General features: G+C 70.5%; 22 protein-coding genes. 19 read left to right on the forward strand and 3 right to left on the reverse strand.

What is annotated here, in order from left to right; all coding sequences use genetic code 11:
• Positions 1-82: 82 nt before the first annotated feature.
• Both ACLBYG_RS29590 and ACLBYG_RS29595 read right to left on the reverse strand, forming a co-directional pair.
• A complete protein-coding gene (locus ACLBYG_RS29590) occupies positions 83-1,483 on the reverse strand; it encodes a sensor histidine kinase N-terminal domain-containing protein (RefSeq protein WP_447683846.1) in 1,401 nt (466 codons plus the stop codon).
• Positions 1,480-2,145 carry a response regulator gene (locus tag ACLBYG_RS29595; RefSeq protein WP_447683847.1) on the reverse strand — a complete coding sequence of 222 codons (666 nt, stop codon included), beginning with the start codon at positions 2,143-2,145 and terminating at the stop codon, positions 1,480-1,482. The genes ACLBYG_RS29590 and ACLBYG_RS29595 overlap by 4 nt, the downstream gene beginning before the upstream one ends.
• Positions 2,146-2,261: 116 nt before the next feature.
• Here ACLBYG_RS29595 and ACLBYG_RS29600 point away from each other — a divergent pair, with 116 nt between their 5' ends.
• Together ACLBYG_RS29600 and tcuC are read left to right on the forward strand one after the other, a co-directional pair.
• The gene (locus ACLBYG_RS29600) at positions 2,262-3,338 is read left to right on the forward strand and encodes an ABC transporter substrate-binding protein (protein WP_447683848.1); all 1,077 of its coding nucleotides are present in this window, start codon (positions 2,262-2,264) and stop codon (positions 3,336-3,338) included.
• A 192-nt stretch (positions 3,339-3,530) separates the two neighbouring features.
• The gene (gene tcuC, locus ACLBYG_RS29605) at positions 3,531-4,823 is read left to right on the forward strand and encodes a tricarballylate/proton symporter TcuC (protein ID WP_447683849.1); all 1,293 of its coding nucleotides are present in this window, start codon (positions 3,531-3,533) and stop codon (positions 4,821-4,823) included.
• 158 nt (positions 4,824-4,981) lie between these two features.
• Here tcuC and ACLBYG_RS29610 read toward each other — a convergent pair whose 3' ends face one another.
• The gene (locus ACLBYG_RS29610; RefSeq protein ID WP_447683850.1) at positions 4,982-5,770 is read right to left on the reverse strand and encodes a GntR family transcriptional regulator; all 789 of its coding nucleotides are present in this window, start codon (positions 5,768-5,770) and stop codon (positions 4,982-4,984) included.
• 163 nt (positions 5,771-5,933) lie between these two features.
• On the opposite strand from ACLBYG_RS29610, the gene ACLBYG_RS29615 reads away from it, so the two are divergent.
• The 17 genes from ACLBYG_RS29615 (at position 5,934) to fdxA (ending at position 21,726) form a co-directional block, all read left to right on the forward strand.
• Positions 5,934-7,358 carry an MFS transporter gene (locus ACLBYG_RS29615; RefSeq protein ID WP_447683851.1) on the forward strand — a complete coding sequence of 475 codons (1,425 nt, stop codon included), beginning with the start codon at positions 5,934-5,936 and terminating at the stop codon, positions 7,356-7,358.
• 138 nt (positions 7,359-7,496) lie between these two features.
• Complete coding sequence (locus ACLBYG_RS29620) at positions 7,497-8,288, forward strand: sterol desaturase family protein (RefSeq protein WP_447683852.1); 792 nt, start codon at positions 7,497-7,499, stop codon at positions 8,286-8,288.
• 50 nt (positions 8,289-8,338) lie between these two features.
• Entirely contained in the window at positions 8,339-8,728 is a 390-nt protein-coding gene (locus ACLBYG_RS29625) for a hypothetical protein (protein ID WP_447683853.1), read from the forward strand.
• Between the two features lie 28 nt (positions 8,729-8,756).
• Positions 8,757-8,972: a hypothetical protein gene (locus ACLBYG_RS29630; protein WP_020095789.1), complete on the forward strand. Its 216-nt coding sequence runs from the start codon at positions 8,757-8,759 to the stop codon at positions 8,970-8,972.
• Entirely contained in the window at positions 8,972-9,292 is a 321-nt protein-coding gene (locus ACLBYG_RS29635; RefSeq protein ID WP_020095790.1) for a DUF6166 domain-containing protein, read from the forward strand. Before ACLBYG_RS29630 ends, ACLBYG_RS29635 begins: the two co-directional genes overlap by 1 nt.
• A gap of 154 nt (positions 9,293-9,446) precedes the next feature.
• Positions 9,447-10,736 carry a cystathionine gamma-synthase family protein gene (locus ACLBYG_RS29640; RefSeq protein WP_447683854.1) on the forward strand — a complete coding sequence of 430 codons (1,290 nt, stop codon included), beginning with the start codon at positions 9,447-9,449 and terminating at the stop codon, positions 10,734-10,736.
• Positions 10,737-10,973: 237 nt separating this feature from the next.
• A complete protein-coding gene (locus ACLBYG_RS29645; protein WP_447683855.1) occupies positions 10,974-12,266 on the forward strand; it encodes a YjgN family protein in 1,293 nt (430 codons plus the stop codon).
• A 3-nt stretch (positions 12,267-12,269) separates the two neighbouring features.
• On the forward strand, positions 12,270-13,406 hold the full coding sequence (locus ACLBYG_RS29650; protein WP_447683856.1) for a M48 family metallopeptidase: 1,137 nt from the start codon (positions 12,270-12,272) through the stop codon (positions 13,404-13,406).
• 175 nt (positions 13,407-13,581) lie between these two features.
• Complete coding sequence (locus tag ACLBYG_RS29655; RefSeq protein WP_447683857.1) at positions 13,582-13,953, forward strand: DUF971 domain-containing protein; 372 nt, start codon at positions 13,582-13,584, stop codon at positions 13,951-13,953.
• 64 nt (positions 13,954-14,017) lie between these two features.
• A complete protein-coding gene (locus ACLBYG_RS29660) occupies positions 14,018-15,769 on the forward strand; it encodes a fumarate reductase/succinate dehydrogenase flavoprotein subunit (RefSeq protein WP_447683858.1) in 1,752 nt (583 codons plus the stop codon).
• A gap of 26 nt (positions 15,770-15,795) precedes the next feature.
• The gene (locus ACLBYG_RS29665) at positions 15,796-16,029 is read left to right on the forward strand and encodes a 4Fe-4S dicluster domain-containing protein (protein WP_020095796.1); all 234 of its coding nucleotides are present in this window, start codon (positions 15,796-15,798) and stop codon (positions 16,027-16,029) included.
• 8 nt (positions 16,030-16,037) lie between these two features.
• On the forward strand, positions 16,038-17,003 hold the full coding sequence (locus ACLBYG_RS29670) for a HEAT repeat domain-containing protein (protein ID WP_447683859.1): 966 nt from the start codon (positions 16,038-16,040) through the stop codon (positions 17,001-17,003).
• A 165-nt stretch (positions 17,004-17,168) separates the two neighbouring features.
• Positions 17,169-17,945 (forward strand): Crp/Fnr family transcriptional regulator, encoded by a 777-nt coding sequence (locus tag ACLBYG_RS29675; RefSeq protein WP_091682861.1) that lies wholly within the window; start codon positions 17,169-17,171, stop codon positions 17,943-17,945.
• A gap of 164 nt (positions 17,946-18,109) precedes the next feature.
• A complete protein-coding gene (locus ACLBYG_RS29680; protein ID WP_447683860.1) occupies positions 18,110-19,534 on the forward strand; it encodes an ABC transporter substrate-binding protein in 1,425 nt (474 codons plus the stop codon).
• A gap of 6 nt (positions 19,535-19,540) precedes the next feature.
• On the forward strand, positions 19,541-20,431 hold the full coding sequence (locus tag ACLBYG_RS29685) for an ABC transporter permease (RefSeq protein WP_447683861.1): 891 nt from the start codon (positions 19,541-19,543) through the stop codon (positions 20,429-20,431).
• Positions 20,432-20,503: 72 nt separating this feature from the next.
• Positions 20,504-21,364, forward strand: a complete 861-nt coding sequence (locus tag ACLBYG_RS29690) for an ABC transporter ATP-binding protein (protein ID WP_091927943.1) — start codon at positions 20,504-20,506, stop codon at positions 21,362-21,364.
• Between the two features lie 23 nt (positions 21,365-21,387).
• A complete protein-coding gene (gene fdxA, locus ACLBYG_RS29695; RefSeq protein ID WP_091927942.1) occupies positions 21,388-21,726 on the forward strand; it encodes a ferredoxin FdxA in 339 nt (112 codons plus the stop codon).
• Position 21,727 lies beyond the last annotated feature (1 nt).

The raw sequence follows: 21,727 nt of genomic DNA on the forward strand, positions 1-21,727 counted from the left end.
GAGCCGGCAACCACGGCGAAGGCGACCCGGGTCGGGCGGCCGGACAAGGCCGAACGCACCGGACCGTCGTCTCGTGCAGCGACTACGGCGCGCGGAAGCGCGCCCGCGCGACCAGTCCCGATCCGCCTACGCGGGAACCGAGCGTGACCGCCCCGCCGATCCGGTCCGCGAGGGCTCGGACGATCGCGAGCCCGAGGCCGCTGCCGTCAGGACCGTCTCGCGTCGCGACACGGTAGAATCGCTCGAAGACCTTCTCGCGCACCTCCGGCGGTATGCCCGGGCCCTCGTCCTCGACGTCCACGCAGGCGCCGGTCTCCGTGCGCCGGACACGGACGACGGTGGTGCCTTCGGGACGGTTGTAGCGGATCGCGTTGTCCACGAGATTGGTGAGGATCTCGCCGACGATGAACGCATCGCCCACGATCGGGACCGCGCCGTCGGGGCGATCGAGCACGATCTCGCCCCCGCGCGCGAGGGCGTGGGGCACCTGTTCCGTGACCACGCGGGCCGCGATGTCGTTCAGGTCGGTGATCGCCGCGGCGGCGTCCGTGGCGGCCGCGCCCGCATCGGCGCGGGCGAGCGCGATCAGTTGCGCGAGGAGGCGTTCCAGGCGCCGCGCGGCTCCGTCGATATCGTCGATCGCCGCGGCGTGGGCCGGTTCCCCGGGCGTGAGCCTGCGGAGCAGTTCCACGTGCATCCTGAGCACGGCGAGCGGCGTCCGCAGCTGGTGCGAGGCGTCCGACGTGAAGGTGCGCTCCCCCGCGATCGCCTGCTCCAGGCGCTCGAGCAGCGTGTTGAGGGCGAGCACCGGGGCCAGCGCCTCGCGGGGCACCCCGGCCACGTCGAGCGGCTGCAGGTTGATCGCGCCCGGGACCGCCCGCCGGTCGATCGCGTCGCTCAGCCGGGTCAGCGGCCTCAGGCTGCTGTCGATGCTGTACCACGACAGGGCCCCGATCAGGCCCATCAGCCCCAGCTCGGCCAGCGCGAGCCCGGCGAGCAGGCGTCGCTCCAGGCCCTGGCGGGCCTCGCGCGTCTCGGCGACCTGGACGAGGACCGGGTCCGGCTTCCCGTAGACCCGCCGGGCCTGGGCGGCGATCCGCACGGCCGCCCCGCGGACGATGCCGTCGCGATGGGTCGTCACCCCGAGCGGGAGCGTGTCGACGTCCAGGCCCGGGAGGTCGCGATAGCCGGTCACCAGCGCCCCGCCGTAGGTGACGCTGTAGTAGATCCGGTCCTGCGCCTGGCTCTCCAGCATCCCGAGGGCGACGCGGGGCAGGTCGACCGACACCTCGCCGTCCTCCACGGTCAGCCGCTCGGCGATCGCCAGGACGGACCCGTCGAGCAGGCGGTCGTGCGTCGTCTCCACGACGTTCCGGATCACGAGCGCGCCGGCGAAGCCGAGCAGCAGCGCGAGCGCCAGGGCCGGCAGCAGCATGCGGACGAGCAGGCGCCGCCGGATCGAGGGCGCGCGCGGCGGGGTCACACCGGCATCAGCAGGTAGCCGAGGCCGCGGATCGTGCGGATCTCGGGCCCGTCCGGCTGCAACTTCTTCCGCAGGCGGGCGACGTAGAGTTCGAGGGCGTTCGGGGCGACCGCCTCGTCGAAGCCGAAGATCTCGGCGCTGAGCCGTTCCTTCGGGACGGGTTTCCCGGCGCGCGTCATCAGGATGGTCAGGACGGCGAGTTCCCGGCGGTGCAGCGCGACGGGCGCCCCGCCGAGGGTCACGGTGCCCGCGGCCCGGTCGAGCTCCAGCGCGCCGCAGCGCAGGACCGGGTTCGGCACCGCCTGCCCGCGGCGGACGAGCGCCCGCACCCGCGCCTCGAACTCCGCGAGGTCGAACGGCTTGAGCAGGTAATCGTCCGCCCCGAGATCGAGCCCGCGGACGCGGTCGCTGATGGCGTCGCGCGCGGTCAGGATCATGACCGGAACGGTCGAGCCGGCCGCCCGGACGGCCTTGAGGACCTCGAAGCCCGGCAGGCCCGGCAGGCCGAGGTCCAGGACGATGAGGCTGTAGGGTTCGCTCAGCGCGAGCTGCACCGCGTCCGCTCCGTCCGCCTCGTGGTCGACGGCGTATCCGCCGTGCCGGAGGGCGGCGACGAGGCCGCGCGCCAGGGCGGCATCGTCCTCGACGACCAGAACGCGCATGCTCCTCCCGTCATCGATCGTGTTGGCCGAAGCGGTCCTCCGAGTTTAGCATTCCCGCCCGGTCTCTGCACGGCGAAGCTGCGGGGACTCCCGCGGCTCTCGAAGGGCAGACCCTGGTGCGCGCTCCCGCTGTCGTCGGCCTCGTCCTGCTGCTGATGGCCGGTCCGGGCCCGGCCTCGGCACAGGTCGAACCGTCTCCGGCGGCCGAGGGGACCGGGTCCGCCGCGGCGCGCGGCGCGACCGTCGTGGTCGTGCGGGCGACGACCGACGAGGCCGAGGTCGCCGACCTCCTCGCGGGCTTCCGCGAGGCCCATCCCGGCGTGGCGGTCTCCTACACCAAGATGAACTCCGCGACCCTGTACGACGGCTTCGTGGAGGAGGCCGCGGCCGGCGCGGTCGAGGCGGACATCGTGTGGAGTTCCGCCATGGATCGCCAGATCAAGCTGGTGAACGACGGATACGCCGCCCACTACGCGTCCCCCGAGGCGGCCTCCCTGCCGGCCTGGGCGGTGTGGCGCAACGAGGCCTTCGGCGTCACGGCCGAGCCGATCGCCATCGCCTACAACAGGTCGGTCCTCCCGCCGGAGCAGGTTCCCCAGACCCGCGCCGACCTGATCCGAGCCCTGACGGACCACCCCGAGACGTGGCAGGGGAAGGTCGCCGCCTACGATCCGGAGCGGAGCGGCGTCGGCTCGCTGATCCTCGCGCAGGACGCGGACGTGACGCCCCGGACGTGGGACCTCGTCTCCGCCCTCGGGCAGGCCGGCGTGAAGCTCTACACCCGGACGGAGACCATGCTCGACCGCATCGCCGCGGGCGAGGCCGTCCTCGCCTACGGCGTGTTCGGCGCCTACGCCCTCGAACGAGCCCGGCACGATCCGGCGATCGGCCTCGTGCTGCCCACGGACTACACGCTCCTCGTCTCGCGGATCGCCTTCATCGCGAAGGACGCGCCGCATCCCGCCGCAGCCCGCATGTTCCTCGACTACATGCTGTCCCGCGAGGGGCAGGCGCGGCTCGCCGCCCGGTCGCTCACGCCGGCCCGGACGGATGCCCGCCGGGCCGACGACCCGGTCGCGTCCGCCCCGGCCCTGCGGCCGGTCCCGGTCGGGCCGGAGCTGCTGGCCAACCTCGACCAGATCCGGCACGCCCGCATGCTGCGGCGCTGGCGGCGCGCCGTGGAAGGCCGCTGAGACCGGGTCCCGCGACAGCTTCGTGACAGGTTGACCGGCGTATAGCGGCGTCAAGCGCTGCGAAGTCGGCGCGAATACATGGGAGGATTGGTTTGCGGCTGCAGCCCGATCGCCACGAGCGATCGTCAGCCGTTCAGAACCGACGCTTCCCTCGTGCGGTTGCGACCGCTCCGGCGCCTGAGGGAGACAGCAATGATACAGGCCCATCCGTCGAGTTCCAAAGTCGCCACGGTCCTGCGCGTGACCAGCGGCAACTTCCTGGAGATGTTCGACTTCTTCCTGTTCGGCTTCTACGCCACCTACATCTCCAAGACCTTCTTCCCGGTCGGCGACGAGTTCGCCTCGCTGATGCTGACCTTCGTGACGTTCGGCGCCGGCTTCCTGATGCGGCCCCTCGGCGCGATCTTCCTCGGCGCCTATGTTGACAGTATCGGCCGCCGGAAGGGGCTGATCGTCACGCTCGGCATCATGGCGGCCGGCACGATCCTGATCGCCTTCGTCCCCGGCTACGGCACGATCGGCCTGTTCGCGCCCTTCCTGGTCCTCGTCGGGCGCCTGCTACAGGGCTTCTCGGCCGGCGTCGAGCTCGGCGGCGTCTCCGTCTACCTGTCGGAGATGGCCACCCCCGGCAACAAGGGCTTCTACGTGTCCTGGCAATCCGGCAGCCAGCAGGTCGCGGTCATGTTCGCCGCCGTGATCGGCTACATCCTCAACCACGCCCTCTCGCTCGCCGACATGAACGACTGGGGCTGGCGGATCCCGTTCTTCATCGGCTGCGCGATCGTGCCGTTCCTGTTCTACATCCGGCGGTCGCTGGAGGAGACGGAGGAGTTCCTGAAGCGCAAGCACCGCCCCTCCATGAAGGAGGTGTTCGGCTCGCTCGCCAGCAACTGGCAGATCGTGCTGCTCGGCATGCTGCTCGTCGGCATGACCACGATCTCGTTCTACACGATCACCGTCTACACCCCGACCTTCGGCAAGGCCGTGCTCAAGCTGTCCGACACCGACAGCCTTCTCGTGACCTTCTGCACCGCCCTGTCGAACCTGTTCTGGCTGCCGGTCATGGGGGCCCTGTCCGACCGGATCGGGCGCAAGCCGCTCCTGCTCGTCTTCTCGGCGCTGACCCTGCTCACCGCCTACCCGGTGCTGGGCTGGCTCGTGGCCAACCCGAGCTTCGGGAACATGCTGATGGCCCTCCTGTGGCTGTCCTTCCTGTACGGCAGCTACAACGGCGCGATGGTGGTGGCGCTGACCGAGGTGATCCCGGCGAGCGTGCGCACGGCCGGCTTCTCCCTCGCCTACTCGCTGGCGACGGCGCTCCTCGGCGGCTTCACGCCCCTCGTCTCCACGTGGCTCATCGAGGCCACGGGCAACCGCGCGGCCCCCGGGCTTTGGATGGCCTTCGGCGGGGCGTGCGGCCTCGTCGCCACGCTCCTGATCTACCGCCGCGCGACCCAGGCGGTCGCTCTGGGAGCCCCCGCGTGACCGGCTCGCCGGAAGCACCCCGCCTCGGAGACTCCGCGCGCGTCGCGTCGTAGGGGTCACGACAGAGGGGCGGCCGGGACCGGATCGCCGGCCGCCGCCCGCCCCTCCCCTGACTGACCGCCGCGCCGACCGCCCGACACGGGTCCCGTCGCGCGACCTCAGAGATCCAACGTCTTGCGGGCGAAGCTCTCGATGTAGTCGACGAGCCTGTCCGACGCGGCGCCGGCAGCCTCGACGTCGCGACGCGCGACCGCCTCGCAGACGTCCGCGTGGAGGTTGGCGGTCAGCGGCAGATCGGCCGCCTGCTTGTAGTGCTGGTACCAGAACCGCCGCGACAGGCCCGCCATGCTCTCCAGCGAGCGCACGGCGAACTCGTTGCGCGAGGCCGTCGCGATCAGCTCGTTGAACTGCCGGTCGAGGCGCATGAACGCCAGATCGTCCGACGCCGCGGCCGCGTCGCGCATGTCCTGCGCGAGCCCGGCGAAGACCTCGCGCTCCTCCAGGGTGGATCGCTCCGCGGCGAGGCGGGCGATCAGGCGCTCCAGGACGCGCCGCGTCTCCAGGAGCCGCAGCTGCGAGCGCACGTTGATGTCCGACACCAGGATACCGCGCCGCGGCATGACCACGACGAGCCCGTCGCGCGCGAGGCGCTGAAGGGCTTCCCGGATCGGGGTCCGCCCGATCCCGAGCCGTTGGACCAGGTTCTGCTCGCCGAGCACGAGGCCGGGCGGGAGCACCAGGGTCGTGATCATCTCTTCCAGCTGCTGGTAGGCCCGGTCGGTCAGCGTCAGGTCGGGCAGATCGTCGTTGCCGCCCGCGGCATGGGGTGCCTCCTGGGCGGCCTCCGGGGACACCTCCTGGGACGCCCCTTTCACGGCCTTCCGCGCCCGCTTGCGGCCCGGCTCGGCGGCGCGGACGGACGTCGTCTTCCCGGTCACGAAGTTCATGGACGACACCCCCGCCACGGCCGGGCCCGCACACCACGCCGCCATCAGCGTGCATGGGGCGGGCCCACGCACCGCGCAAGGGCATACGTCTGATATATCTTGCGCATCTTAGTAATATCCTGCATGACGACTCGCCGCGTATAACTGCGAGGGAGGTTGAGCCATGGCAGGGCCTGTAGCGATTTCCGCCGGCGACGTGCTGCCGGACCGGGTGACCGCGGACGCCACCGCCCGCGCCGCGGTCGGGTCGGGCGCGCTGATCGCGGCGCGCCTCGAGCGGCTGCCGATGACCGCCTTCCAGCGCAACATCTTCCTCATCATCGCCACGGCGTGGTTCTTCGATTCGATCGATCTCGGCTCGCTCACCTTCCTCCTCGGGTCGATCAAGACCGAGTTCGGCCTGACGACCGCCCAGGCGGGACTGCTCTCGAGCATGAGCTTCATCGGCATGTTCGCGGGCGCGGCCCTGTCGGGCATGCTCGCCGACCGGTTCGGGCGGAAAGTGGTCTTCCAGATCAGCATGGTGTTCTGGGGGCTCGGCAGCCTCTGGTGCGCCTACGCCCCGGACGCGACGATGCTGGGCTATGCCCGCCTGCTGCTCGGCTTCGGCATGGGCATGGAGTTCCCGGTGGCGCTCGCCATCGTCTCGGAGTTCCTGCCGACCGCCAAGCGCGGCCGCTACCTCGCCATCATGGAAGGGTTCTGGCCGCTCGGCTTCATCGCGGCCGGCTGCCTCAGCTACGTGCTGCTCAGCTATTTCGACTGGCGCGCCGTCTTCCTCGCGCAGGCCGTGCCGGCGCTGTTCCTGTTCGTGATCCGCTTCTTCGTGCCGGAATCGCCCCGCTGGCTCGCCGACCGCGGCCGGCACGCGGAGGCGGACCGGGTGATGGCGCAGATCGAGCGGCAGGTCGCCCTGCGCCTCGACGGGCGTCCGCTTCCGGAGCCGACCGTCCTGCCCGAGCCGGCGCGGGGCGAGCGGCGCTTCTCGTTCCTCGAACTCTGGAGCCCCGGCTATGCCAGCCGCACGGTGATGATCTGGCTGACGTGGTTCTTCGCCCTGCTGGGCTTCTACGGCCTCACCACCTGGCTCGGCGCGCTCCTGCAGGAGGCCGGCTACAGCGTCGCCAAGTCGGTCACCTACACGATCCTGATCTCGCTCGCGGGCGTGCCGGGCTTCATCGCCTCGGCGATCCTCGTCGAGCGCTGGGGCCGCAAACCCACCGCGGTCCTGATGCTCCTGGGCAGCGCCGTCGCCGCCTACCTGTACGGTCACTCGCCGTCTTTCGGATGGCTCATCGCCTACGGGCTGATGATGCAGTTCTTCCTGTTCGGCATGTGGTCGGTGCTCTACGCCTACACGCCCGAACTCTACCCGACGCGGGCGCGCGCCACCGGGGCCGGCTGCGCCTCGGCCATCGGCCGCGTCGGCTCGCTCATCGGGCCCTTCGCCATCGGCCTGATCCTGCCGGTGCTCGGCCACGGCGGCGTCTTCGCCCTGGGCGCCGGCTCGTTCGTCATCGCCGCCGCGAGCGTCGGGTTCCTCGGCATCGAGACCAAGGGCAAGTCCCTGGAAGCCATCTCGCACTGACCGGACCGGCCCCGACCGGGCGGTGGCGACGTCGCCGCCGCCCGGTCAGGTTGACAACTGATATATCAACGGTATCTCTAATACGGCAGATCCCGGTGGGGGCGCGGCGTCACCCCCATTCCAGCGAGGAGGCGCATCATGGAACTTGCCAACACCCGCATGAGCGAGCGGCAGCGGAACTACCGCGCCAATTACCGCCAGCGCGTGGCCGGCTGGTACAACGGCTTCCTGCACATCGCGATCATCTACACGATCGGCCTCACGGCCCTGTACATCTACGTCTCGAACATCCACGCACCGAGCTGGATCGAGCTCGCGACGGTCCCGGTCGTGTTCCTGTTCTGCAATTTCTTCGAGTGGTGGCTCCACCGCTACGTGATGCACCGGCCGCAGAGCAATCCGATCGGGCGGGCCGTCTACAATCGGCACACGCTGCAGCATCACCAGTTCTTCACCGACCACGAGATGCGCTTCGCCGACCACCGGGACTACCGGGTGACGTTCTTCCCGCCCTACGCGCTGGCGACGTTCACGCTGATGTCGATCCCCGGCGCCGTCGTGCTCGGCAACATCTTCACGCCCAACGTCGGGTGGCTGTTCATCACCACGACGACCAGCATCTACATGATCTACGAGTTCATGCACTTCTGCTGCCACGTCGAGGAGAACTGGTTCGTCCGCACCATGCCGTTCATCAACACGAACCGGCGTCACCACACGGCCCATCACGACCAGTCGATCATGATGGAGCGGAACATGAACCTGACCTTCCCGATCATGGACTGGCTGTTCGGCACCTCGGACCTGAACCGCGGTCTCATCGGGACGCTCTTCAACGGCTACGACACGCGCCACGTGAAGACCGACATGCGCAAGACCGCGCGCACGCCCGGTGCCCCCGAGCCCCGCGCCATGCAGGCCGCCGAGTGACCCGCCGCGTAACCCGCCGCCTAGACTGACGAGCAGCCCGGAACGCCGCCATGGACATGATCGAACCGAACGTCGCCGCGCTCGCGTGGTTCGCCCTCTTCGCCGGGGTCGCCTGCACCGGCTTCTACGTGCTGGCCGGGATGTTCCCGCTGGAGACCCGGCCCGACCTGAGGGCGCGCCCCCTCGGCCTCGTGCTGATCGCGGCCAACGTCCTCCTGCTCGCGGCGCTGACCGGCGGGATGCTCGCCTACGGGGCCGCCGAGCTCCGCTGGTCGAGCCTCGTGATCGTGGGCGGCTTCGCCATCCTATTCGCGCCCGGCCTGTTCAACGTCTGGCCCCAGCGCTGGCGCGACGGCGTCGCGGGCCTGGCGATCGTGCTCGCCGCCCTCTGCGGCGCCCTCGGCCTGCTGCAGCAGGTCGGCGCCGTCTTCGTCCTCTGACCCGCACGCGCGATCCGGGAGGGATCCCATGCCGTTTCCGATCAAGTTCGGCCTGTCGGTCGCCGTCGCGCTCGCGGCGCTCGCCGGCTGGTTCTACATGGGCCATCTCGGCCAGACCGGGCCGCGCTGGGCCGTGGCCTTCCTCGGCCCGTTCATGGTGGTCAGCCTCTGGATCTTCCCCGAGGTGATGCGCAACCGCTCCGACGGCCGCACCCCGCGCCACCGGATCCGGGAGGCGCGGTGATGGACAAGGTCTATGCCGGGGACCGGACGATCGACGGGATCGTCGTCACGGTGAACGGGGCGCCGCTGCCGGATCGGGCCGAGGCCAAGTGCTACTCCCGGAACGGCTTCGAGTGGAGCTACGAGGGTCCCGAGCCCTCGCAGCTCGCCTACGCGATCCTGGTGGATCATCTCGGCGACGCGGCGGAGGCGGAGCGCCTGCAACCGCGCTTCATGCGCGGCGTCGTGGCCAACTTCCAGAACGAGTGGGAGATGACGACGGCCGACGTCGCCCGCGTCCTGGAGCGCCTGGATTCGGGCGGCGCGGCGCGGTCCGGCTGAGACCCGAGGCCGCCCTCCGCCGCGGCGCGTCGGGACCGCGGCGACGTTCCGTAGCGGCCCTGCCTGTGCCATGCTCCCGCGTCCGGAATCCCGGAGTCAGAGCGCAACCGGGCTGCCCAGCCCCGGGCTGGGGGCCTGTCGGAGCGAGGCCAGCATGTCCGACGACCGCTACCACCGGAAGGCGCTCGGCAACCGCCCGCTCCGTCCCGAGACGCTGATGCTCGGCTACGGCTACGACCCGGCCCTGTCCGAGGGCGCGGTGAAGCCGCCGGTCTTCCTGACATCGACCTTCGTCTTCACCTCGGCCGAGCACGGCAAAGCCTTCTTCGACTACGTCTCCGGACGTCGCGAACCGCCGGTCGGCGAGGCGGCGGGGCTGGTCTACTCGCGCTTCAATCACCCGAACAGCGAGATCGTCGAGGACCGGCTGGCCGTCTTCGAGGAGGCCGAGGCCGCGCTGGTCTTCTCCTCCGGCATGTCGGCGATCGCCACCACGATCCTGGCCTTCGCGCGGCCCGGCGACGCGATCCTGCACTCGCAACCCCTGTACGGCGGCACCGAGACCCTGATCGCCAAGACCCTGGCCGGGTTCGGCATCGCGCCGTTCGGGTTCTCCGACGGCACCGATCCGGCGAGCGTGCGCGCCGCGGCCGACCGCGCGGCGGGCGTGGGACGCGTCAGCGTCGTCATGGTCGAGACCCCCTCGAACCCGCTCAACACCCTCGTCGACCTCGGCCTCGTCCGGGCGGTCGCCGAGGAGATCGGCGCCCGGCAGGGCGGCGAGGCGCCGGTCGTCGTCTGCGACAACACCCTGCTCGGGCCCCTCTTCCAGCACCCGCTGCGCGAAGGCGCCGACATCTCGGTCTACTCCCTGACGAAGTATGTCGGCGGCCACTCGGACCTGATCGCCGGCGCCGCCCTCGGCTCGGCGGCGCGGATGAAGCCGGTGCGGCTTCTGCGCTCGGCGATCGGGACCGGTCTCGACCCGCATTCCTGCTGGATGCTCGGGCGCTCGCTCGAGACTCTGTCGCTGCGGATGAGCGCCGCCAACCGCAACGGCGAGATCGTCGGCGGGATGCTGGCGGCGCACCCGAAGGTAGCGCGCCTCCACCACCTCGCGCATCTCGAGCCGGGGTCGCGGCAGGCGCAGGTCTACGCCAAGCAGTGCGCGGCGCCGGGCTCGACGTTCTCGTTCGACATCGTCGGCGGCGAGGCCGAGGCGTTCCGGGTTCTCAACGGCCTCCAGCTGTTCAAGCTCGCCGTCAGCCTGGGCGGAACCGAGTCGCTCGCCAGCCACCCGGCCTCCACGACCCATTCCGGCGTGCCGAAGGCGGTGCGCGACCGGCTCGGGATCGCGGACGCGACCATCCGGGTGTCGATCGGGATCGAGCACCCGGACGATCTGGTCGCCGACCTCGCGGCCGCTCTGTCGGTCCTGGGCTAGGGACGCGCCGAACGGCGGCCGGGCGCGGTGCGCACGCCGTCGAGGCGGCTCGGTCGCATCGCCCGGCAACGCGTGTCCGGCAACCGGAGACCGCGCGTTAACGACGCCCCGCATTTCGAACAGTCGCTGCACGACATTGCGGGGACGGGACAGAATTGCGGCCGCGCGGAACTGGTCAGCGCAGGCCTTCCTTCCTAGTGTCTGGCCGCGAAACGCGACGGGACGATCGACGGACCCATGAATTTGGCAACCGGCACCCAGTTCGACACGCGGAGCGGCGCTCCGGGCACGCGCGTGGCCGCCGTAACCTTCGACCCGCGGGTCAAAGGTCTCACCTGGCTGGCGCTGAAGGGCTTTCTGCTCTCGATCGTGACCTTCGGCATCTACAGATTCTGGTACGTCACCAATCTGCGCCGCTTCTTCTGGGAGCGCACCGCGCTCGACGGCTCGCCCGCCGAGTATACCGGCACGGGCAAGGAACTGTTCCTCGGCTTCCTCGTCGCGCTCGCGATCCTCGTGCCGATCTACGTCGCGCTGTTCGCGCTCTCGCTCGTCGCGCCCGCGCTCGCCCCGTTCTCGGTGGTGATCTCCTTCGTGTTCCTGTTCCTGCTGGGACAATTCGCGATCTACCGCGGGCGGCGCTACCGCGCGATGCGGACGCTCTGGCGCGGCATCCGTCTCGGGCAGGACGGCTCGGGCCTCGCCTACGCGGCCCGCGCGGGCGGCTGGTGGCTGCTCACGCTCGTGACCTTCGGCCTGGCCTTCCCGTTCATGCGGGCGAGCCTGGAACGCTACCGCATCGACCACACCCTGGTCGGGACCAGCCGAATGCACTCGACGGCGCGGGGACGCAGCGTGCTCGGCCCCTGGCTGTTGCTGTACGTAATCGGGCTGGGGCCGCTGATCGGGCTCGGCATCGCCCTCCTGGTCGCGGCGGATTTCTCGCTGCCCACGGATCTCCTGGTACCGAAGCCCGGCGGCAAGGCCGGCCAGACGATCCTCAACCCCGCCTACGCGGCCTCGAAGATCGGCATCCTCCTCCAGGCGATGGGCTTCGTGGCGGCAATCTGCGTGCCCGCGGCGCTGCTCCTGCTCCCGTACTACCGCGCCCGCGAGACGCGGGCGTTCATGGGCGCCGCCAGCCTCGGTCACGCCCGCCTCGCCTCGAGCCTGAAGGCGCGGCAGTTCTACTGGCCGTACATCGTCTACATGCTGTCGCTCCTGGGCTTCCTCGTCGTGCTGGGCCTCGTCGCGGCTCTGCTGATCTTCGCCGCACGGGCGGCGGGCGATCTCAGCATGCTCCACTGGCTCGTCGTCCTCATCTACTTGGTCGGCGCGCCGCTCTTCGCGGTGCTCTACGTGCGCGTGGTGCAGGCCCGCCTGTGGGCGGCGGTCGCGACGAGCACGAGCGTGACGGATCCCGAAGCCCTGGATGCCGTCCTCGCCTCGTCCCGCGGTGCCGGCAGCGGTCTGCAGGAGGGCCTCGCCGACGCGCTCGACGTCGGAGGCGCGCTCCAGATCGGCTTCTGACGCTTGACCCGCGCTTCCCAGGCGATCGACGCGACGCCGATCGAGGTCGAGGGCCGCTTCTTCGACGGCGTCAGCGCGCGGGCACATCCCGTCGCGCTGCGCCTCGACGACCGCTTCCGCGTCTCCGGGCCCGGAATCGCCCAGGACTGGAACCTGCTCGACCTGCGCGCCGCCGTGTCCGTGCCGCCGCTGATGCGGATCGGTCCGGCCGGCGAGCCGGTCCGCGTGGAGTTCTCGGACGCGACGCTCGCCGCCGCGCTCGCGGCGCGCTGCCCGGACCTCCATCGCCGGGAGCGCTCGGGCGGCACGGTGCGGCTCGTGCTCTGGTCTCTCGCGGCCGGTCTCTCGGTCCTGCTCGTGGCGGTCTTCGGCGTCCCGCAGATCGCCGGGCTGCTGGCCCCGCTGGTGCCGGACGCGGCCGAGTCGCGGCTCGGGGCGGTGGCGGAACCGCAGGTCCTGCGCTTCCTCGGCGACCCGCCGGCCTGCGCGGAACCGGCCGGCCGCGCGGCGCTCGACACGCTCGTGGCCCGCCTCGTCGCGGCCGGTCGGGCGGAGGGCTCGCTGCCTCCCGAGGTGGCCGTCAGCGTGCGGCGGCACGGCACGGCCAACGCCTTCGCCCTGCCGGGCGCCCGCGTGATCGTGCTCTCGAGCCTCATCGCGCGGGCGCGCTCGGCCGACGAGGCCGCGGCGGTCCTGGCGCACGAGCTCGGCCACGTCCGCCGACGCGATCCGACCCGCTCCCTCATCCGGGCGTCGGGCACCTCGTTCCTGTTGAGCCTCGTCCTGGGGGACCTGACCGGCTCGACCATCATCATCGCGCTGGGCGACGCGGTGCTCTCGGCCGGCTACAGCCGCGACGCCGAGCGGGCGGCGGACGCCTACGCGGTCGACCTCATGACCCGCGCGGGCGGCAACGGCGCGGCGCTCGCCGACATCCTCGAGCGCATCGCCAAGGACAAGCACGACGGGAAGAGCGACGTGCTGGACCTGCTGCGCAGCCATCCCTTCACGCGCGAGCGCGCCGCCGCGATCCGCGCCCAGGCGGGCTCTGGGGCGGCCGAACGCCAGATCCTGTCCGGCGCCGCCTGGACGGCACTCAGGGGCATCTGCGGGCCCGAGACGAAGACGACCGAGCCGTAGGTCCGGATCACCGGGCGGTCGCTGTCCGCGGGCGGCCGCGGCGGACGACCCGGCTCCGGTCTCCGAGCCGGTCGGTGTCGCCACGGCCGGCGGCCTGACTGAGATTCTGAGCAACTAATTGCTGTCGGATCGCCCGCCCCTCGGCTTCTGTGACGCCGGCACAGAGGAGGAGCGGATGGCACACCACGCGACCGGGGTTCCGAACCCGCCCCCCTTCGATCCCGAGGCGATCCCGGAGGCCGCCACCCTCGCGCGCGGCGGGACCGGCCTCCGGTTGCAATGGCGCGACGGGCTGACCGCGACGCTGTCGGCGGAGCGGCTGCGGCTGCGCTGCCGCTGCGCGTGGTGCACCCGTGACCGGGTCGAGCGACGCTTTCCTCAGGCCGCCGCCGACATCGCGGTCGCGCGGGTCGAACCGATGGGCGGCTACGCCGTCCACATCGCGTTCTCCGACGGCCACGCCCGCGGGATCTTCCCCTGGTCCTACCTGCGCGCCCTCGTGGCCGAGGCCGTCGACGGCCCGCCCGACGCCGCGCAGGCCGCCTGACCGCGCGATCCGATCCTCCGGCGATCCCACACGCCCCGCCCCTGACCTGACGCGAGATCTTGCCATGAACGCGTTCGAATCCGCGACGAAGACCGAGATTATCGAGACCGACATCCTGGTGATCGGCGGCGGCACCGGCGGTCCGATGGCCGCGATCAAGGCCAAGGAGGCCGATCCGAAGCTCCGGGTCGTCCTGATGGAGAAGGCCAACGTCAAGCGCTCGGGCGCGATCAGCATGGGCATGGACGGGCTGAACAACGCCGTCGTGCCGGGCTACGCCACCCCCGAGCAGTACGTGAAGGAGATCACCGTCGCCAACGACGGCATCGTCAATCAGAAGGCGGTGATGGCCTACGCGCAGGGGTCGTTCCCGATGATCCAGTACCTCGACAAGCTCGGGGTCAAATTCGAGAAGGACGGCTCGGGCGAGTACAACATGCGCAAGGTCCACCACATGGGGACCTACGTGCTGCCGATGCCGGAAGGGCACAACGTCAAGAAGGTCCTCTACCGGCAGCTCCGCCGCCTCCAAGTCGGCGTGACGAACCGGTACATGGCGACGCGCCTGCTGAAGGGCGCGGACGGGCGCATCGCCGGAGCGATCGGCGTCAACACCCGCACCTCCGAGTTCCTGGTGGTGAAGGCCAAGGCGGTGATCCTGGCCTGCGGGGCCGCCGGCCGCCTCGGCCTGCCGGCCTCCGGGTACCTGTTCGGGACCTACGAGAACGCGGCGAATTGCGGCGACGGCTACGCGATGGCCTACCACGCGGGCGCGCAGCTCGCGAACCTCGAGTGCTACCAGATCAACCCGCTGATCAAGGACTATAACGGCCCGTCCTGCGCCTACGTCACCGGCCCGTTCGGCGGATACACGGCCAACAATCGCGGCGAACGCTTCATCGAGTGCGATTACTGGTCCGGACAGATGATGCTGGAGTTCTGGCGCGAGCTGCAGGGCGGCAACGGCCCGGTCTTCCTCAAGATGGACCATCTGCGCGAGGAGACGATCTCCGAGATCGAGACGATCCTGCACTCGAACGAGCGCCCCTCCCGCGGACGCTTCCACGAGCGGCGCGGCACCAATTACCGCCGGCGTCCCGTGGAGATGCACATCTCCGAGATCGGCTTCTGCTCGGGCCACTCGGCCTCGGGCGTCTTCGTCGACGAGTTCGCGCGCACGACGGTCCCCGGCCTCTACGCGGTCGGCGACATGGCGAGCGTGCCGCACAACTACATGCTGGGCGCCTTCGTGAACGGCGGCATCGCCGGGGCCGACGCCGCCGCCTACTGCACGGCCAACGCCCTCGCCGACCATGACCCGGCGGACATCGCTGTCGAGCGCGAACGGGTCCTGGCGCCGACTCGGCGCGTCGACGGGCTCACCCCGCACGAGATGGAGTTCAAGACCCGCCGCTTGGTGAACGACTATCTCGAGCCGCCGAAGGTGACGGCGAAGATGGAGCTCGGCCAGCGCCGCTTCGCCGAGATCCGCGAGGACCTCGACCTGCTCTGCGCCCGCGACCCGCACGAGCTGCACCGGGCGCTCGAGATGCAGACGATCCTCGACTGCGCCGACATGGCGGCGGCCGCCTCGCTCTACCGCACCGAGAGCCGTTGGGGCTTCTACCACCTGCGCGTCGACTATCCCGAGATGAACGACGCCGAGTGGGCCTGCCACACGGTCCTGTTCAAGGACGGCCAGGGCCGGATGGCCCACGCGAAGCGCGCCGTCGACCCGTTCATCGTGCCGGTCGCCGCCGAGGAGATGGGCGCCTACCACCAGCTCCGCATCAAGACGCCGGCCGCCGCCGAGTAATCCCGCCCCGTACCGGAGATCGATCCATGCCGATCATCAATCAGGCCAGCAGCGCCGCGGTCGTCATCGACGACGCCAAGTGCATCGCCGAGAAGGGCTGCCGCGTCTGCGTCGACGTCTGCCCGCTCGACATCCTCGCGATCGATGAGACCCGGCAGAAGGCCTACATGAAGTACGACGAGTGCTGGTACTGCATGCCCTGCGAGGTCGACTGCCCGACGAACGCGGTCAAGGTCAATATTCCCTACCTGCTGCGCTGAGGCCGACCATGAGCCCCGTGTTCGATTCCTTCGACGACGATCTCGACGACGTGGCCGAGCGCTGCGCGAGTGCCGACGCCGGCGTCCGGCGCGTCGCGATGATGGAGCTCGCCGAGGCCGTCGGGCCCGCGGCGAAGGTCCTGCTCCTCAAGGGCCTCGGCGATCCGGACTCGGCCGTCCGCGCCGCGGCGGCCAAGGCGCTGGACGAGCACGACGGCGCGGACGTGGTCGAGGGCCTCGTGCGGTCCCTGGAGGACGACGACGAGGCCGTGCGCCGCACCGCCGCCGATACCCTGGCCGAGAAGAAGGAGCCGGCCTGCGGGCCGCTCCTGATCGAGCGCGCCGCGCACACCGACCCGTTCGTGCAGGCCTCCGCCCTGCGGGCCCTGCGCGAGCTCGTCCTGCCGGACGCCCTGTCGGCCGCGCTGAAGGCGCTCCAGAGCCCGTCCCCGGAGGTGCGCCGCGAAGGTCTCGGCGTCATCGGCTACCTCAAGGCCGAGGAGGCGCTGCCGGCGCTGATCGCCACCGCGGGTGATCCCGACCCGACGGTCCGGCGCGCCACGATGGCGGCGCTGGTCTTCCTGCGCCCCGGCGGTCCGGGCATCGGCACGCTGATCGCCGGCCTGTCCGACGAGCACTGGCAGGTTCGCGAGGAGGCGGCCGTCTCCTGCGCCAAGATCCGGCTGCCCGAGGCGACGGCGCCCCTGATCGCCGTGATGGACGATCCCGTCTGGCAGGTCCGCACCAAGGCGGCCAATGCCCTGGGCCGGATCGGGGCGCCGGCGGCCGTCGAGATCCTGGGACGGGCGCTGACCTCGGAGGTCAGTAACCTGCGCAAGGAGGCGGCCGCGGCCCTCGGCGAGATCGCCGACCCGCGGGGCCTCTCGGCCCTCGAGGCGGCCGCCAACGATCCCGATCCCGACGTGCGCAAGCTCATCCAGTGGGCGATCGGACGCTGTCAGGGACGCCCCTGATCGATCCGGCCGTCTCGGCCTCGTCGCGGCGCCGCATCCTCCGGGTGCGGCGCCGCTTCACGTCCGCTCGGCTCCGCGATATCCAGACGCTGCCGGTGCCGGCGGCCAGTTTAGAGCTGGTACAGGGTTTGCTGCGCCGCGGCAGGTAGGATGCTGGAGGCGGCAATGCAGACCACGGCGCCGATACGCCCGTCTCAGGCCCCGGCGGGGCTCCAGACCCAGGCGAGCGCCCTCCTGCTGTCCGAGGCCGCGCCCAAGGCCGGAACCGGGCAGCGCCCTCTCCTCGACGGGCTGACCGAGCGCGAAGTCGCCCTCGTGCTGGAAAAGGGCCGGCGCCGCGTGCTCTACCGCGGCGCGACCCTGTTCACCCAGGAGACGCCCAACGACGGGATCTGGATCGTCGAGAGCGGCCGCATCCGGGTCTTCTACGCCGCGCCGTCCGGTCGCGAGATCACGCTGGCCTACTGGTACCCCGGCAACTTCGTCGGCGGTCCCGACGTGTTCGGCGCCGGCCTCCACAAATGGTCGGGCATGGCGGCGAGCAATTCCAGCGTGCTGCACCTGCCGGCCAAGGCGCTCCGGCAGCTCGTGACGCAGATCCCGGCCCTCGCGATCGGGGTCATCGACGGCCTGACCTTCAAGGGCCGCTGCTACTCGACCCTGGCCCAGATGCTCGGGACCCGCTCGATCACCGAGCGCCTCGCCCACCTGCTCCTGCACCTGTGCGACCTCTACGGCGTCGCGGAGGAGGACGGCACGGTGATCGCGGCGACCTTCACGCACGCCGACCTCGCCCACATGGTCGGCGCCACACGGCAATGGGTGACGATCAGCCTGAAGCGGCTCTCGGAGCAGGGCGTCCTCGTCACGCGGCGCACGCAGATCGTCGTGCTGCGTCCCGACATCCTCGCGGCGATGCGCGGCGGCGAGGAATGCGCCTAAAACGCGAGCGTCCCGCACAAAACCGCAGCACATCCGGAACCGCTCGACTTTTTTGCGCAACTAATCGACCCGCAGGCGTCCTCGGCATTTGATCGGACGCGCCGCAGCGCCCGATCATGCCGTCGATGTCTTCGCGACATCGAGCCGGAATGTTGGAGCGGGCGATGACTGGACGATTTCCCGGGCTCAGATCGGTCTCCGCTCTCGCGCTCCTCGCGCTGGCGGGCGCCAGGATCGGGGCACCGGCCCGCGCCGAGACCCTCACCGTCGGCATCGGCACGCAGGACACGACGACCAACACCGCGACGGTCGGCGTGGTGATCCGCCAGCTCAAGCTGCTGGAGAAGTACCTGCCCAAGACCGGCAAGTACGCCGGCACGACCATCCAGCTCGACTGGCAGAACTTCACGTCCGGGCCGCCGGTCACGAACGGCATGATGGCCGGGAAGCTGCAGTTCGGCGCGATGGGCGACTACCCGCTCGTCGTCAACGGCGCGACGTTCCAGAACAATCCCGAGAGCCAATCGCGGCTGATCGCGGTCGCCGCCTACAATCTCCACGGATCCGGCAACGGGATCGTGGTCAACAAGGCTTCCGAATACTTCTCGTTCGAGGATCTGAAAGGCAAGGTCGTCAGCGTGCCCTTCGGGTCGGCGGCCCACGGGATGGTCCTGAAGGCGCTGCAGGACAAGGGCTACCCGGCCACCTATTTCCGCCTGGTCAGCCAGAGCCCGGAGGTCGGCTCGACCAATCTCCAGGAGCGGAAGATCGACGCGCACGCCGATTTCGTCCCCTTCGCCGAACTTCTGCCGTTCCGCGGCTTCGCGCGCAAAGTGTTCGATGGCGTCGAGACCAACCTCCCGACCTGGCACGGCGTGGTCGTGCGCTCCGACTTCGCCGACCGCTACCCCGAGATCGTCGAGGCCTACCTGAAGGCCGTCCTCGACGCCGACGCCTGGGTCAAGGCCGATCCGAAGCGCGCCGCCGAGCAGATCGCGGCCTGGACCGGCACCGACAAGGAGGTGGTCTACATCTTCCTCGGGCCCGGCGGGATCATGACCGTCGATCCCACGATCAAGCCGCAGCTGGTCGATGCCGCCCGCGAGGACGTCAAGGTCCTGCAGCGGCTCGACCGGATCAAGACGTTCGACGTCGGTCCGTGGGTCGACGACGGGCCGCTGCGCAAGGTCTTCGCCGAGCGCGGCCTGGACTACGCGCAGCAGCGCGCGAGCACCGCCAATTACGAGGTGCGCGGCGAGGACACGTACTGCAAGAGGCCCGTCACCGAGCCGCGCAAGGCCGGCGAGATCTGGGTGAAGGGCGGGGCGATCCAGCCCTACGCGAGCGCGGCCTGCACGCTCGGCGCGCTGAACGAGATGAAGTCCAAGGGGCAGGCCGTCGACGTCGCCTACGTCTTCGACACGGCCCGCGGCATCAAGCTGTTCGCCCGGGAGGCCTTCTACGTCGTCGACGGCAAGGGCGGCATCGCGCCGTTCCTGCTGAAGCAGGACGCCGAGGCCGCGGCGCGGGGCGGCGGCACGGTGATGCCCTACGACGAGGCCCTGAAGGCCGCTGTGACGGGAGGCTAGAACCGCATGGACGCTGTCGCTCTCCGGCCCGCCGCCGAGTCGCGCCCGCCGCGGGCGGCGCCCCTCCCGCCGCCGGCCGCGTCCACCCGACCCGCGACCGGCCGCGTCCGCCGCTGGCTGCGGCTGCATCACGGCGCGTTCCGGGCCGCGCTGATCGGGCTCGCCTCCCTGATCCTGTTCGTCGCGCTCTGGCAGTATCTGACCGCGAACCGCGTGACCCTCTACGTGCGGTTCCTGAACATCCCGACGCCGATGGACGTCGTGGACCGCGCGGCGATCGCCCTGCGCAGCCCGAACTTCGGCGACCACGTGCTCATCTCCTGCCGCCGGATTCTCTTCGGATTTCTCCTGGCCGGCGGCGTCGCCGTGCCGCTCGGGCTCCTCATGGGGCGCTACCGCCTCCTGCGGGAGATCGCCTTCCCGATCTGCGAGGTGCTGCGGCCGATCCCGGCGATCGCCTGGGTGCCGATGGCGATCATGCTCTGGCCGACCAACGAGGGCTCGATCGTCTTCATCACCTTCCTGGGCTCGTTCTTCCCGATCCTGATCAACACCCTCCAGGGCATGGTCCAGGTCGACCCGGTCCTGGTGCGGGCCGCACGCTGCCTCGGCGCCCGCGAGGCGGCGGTGTTCCGCGAAGTCTACCTGCCGGCCTCGCTGCCGCAGATCTTCACCGGGCTGACGGTCGGCATGGGCGTGGCCTGGGTCTCGCTGATCGCCGCCGAGATGATCTCCGGCCAGTTCGGCATCGGCTACTTCACCTGGGAAGCCTACTCGCTGGTCCAGTACCCGGACATCGCCCTCGGCATGATCACGATCGGGCTGCTCGGCCTCGGCTCCAGCTTCGCGATCCGACTCGTCGGCCGCCTCGTCATGCCCTGGGCCGCGGCCCGCTAGGCCTCGGCCGGCCGCCCGGCGCGGCCCTCGCCGGACCGGTCCTCCACGCGCGTCACCAATCGGGAGCTTGCCATGGCCGAATCGAGCCGGGGCCTGATCGAGGTCAGCGACTTCTGCCTGCGCTACGAGACGATGGAGGGGTCCGTCGAGGCCGTCTCGAACGCCTCGCTCACCGTCCATCCCGGCGAATTCGTGTCGATCATCGGGCCCTCGGGCTGCGGGAAGTCGACGCTGCTCAACGCGCTGGCCGGCTTCCTCAAACCGTCGTCCGGGCGGGTCACCGTCGACGGCGAGGCGATCGCGGGACCGAGCGCGGATCGCGGCATGATCTTCCAGCAATACTCACTCTTTCCCTGGAAGACGGTGCGCGAGAACGTCGAGTTCGGCCTGAAGATGAAGGGCGTCCGGCGCAGCGAGCGCGAGCGTCAGGCGCGGACGCTGCTCGGCCTCGCCGGCCTCACGGCGTTCGAGAACCACTATCCGGACCGATTGTCCGGCGGGATGAAGCAGCGTGTCGGCATCGTGCGCGCGCTCGCCACCGGCCCGCGCATCCTGCTGCTCGACGAGCCGTTCGGCGCCCTGGACGCGCAGACGCGGCTGATCATGCAGCAGATCCTCACCAACATGTGGCAGCGCCTGAAGATCTCGGTGCTGTTCGTGACCCATGACATCGACGAGGCGATCTTCCTCTCCGACCGCGTCTACGTGATGACCGCGCGTCCCGGGAGCATCAAGGCCGAGGTCGTGGTGCCCCTCCCCCGCCCGCGCCAGCCGGCCCTGACCCTGTCGTCCGAGTTCCTGGGCCTGCGCCGGGGGCTGATGTCGCTGATCCGCGAGGAGAGCCTCCGCGCGATGGGCGGCGAGGTCAGCGCCGAGGCGATGAAGGGACTGGCGATCGATCTCGAGGGCCAGGATCTCCCCGCGCTGCTCTGACCCCTGCGCCGAGGTGCGAAGTCATGACCTATGTCGTCACCGAGAACTGCATCCGCTGCAAGTACACCGACTGCGTCGAGGTCTGCCCGGTCGACTGCTTCTACGTCGGCGAGACCATGCTGGTGATCAAACCGGACGAGTGCATCGATTGCGGCGTCTGCGAGCCCGAATGCCCGGCCGATGCCATCAGGGCCGACACCGAACCGGAGATGGCGGGCTGGAAGACCTTCAACGCCAAGTACGCCGATCTCTGGCCCAACATCACCGAGAGGACCGAGCCGGCCGACGACGCCGCGGCGTGGGACGGCCGCGGCGGAAAGCTGCTCGACCTGTTCGGGACTGCCGACCCGGCGTCCGCCTGAG

This window comes from Methylobacterium sp. D53M (genome assembly GCF_053345625.1).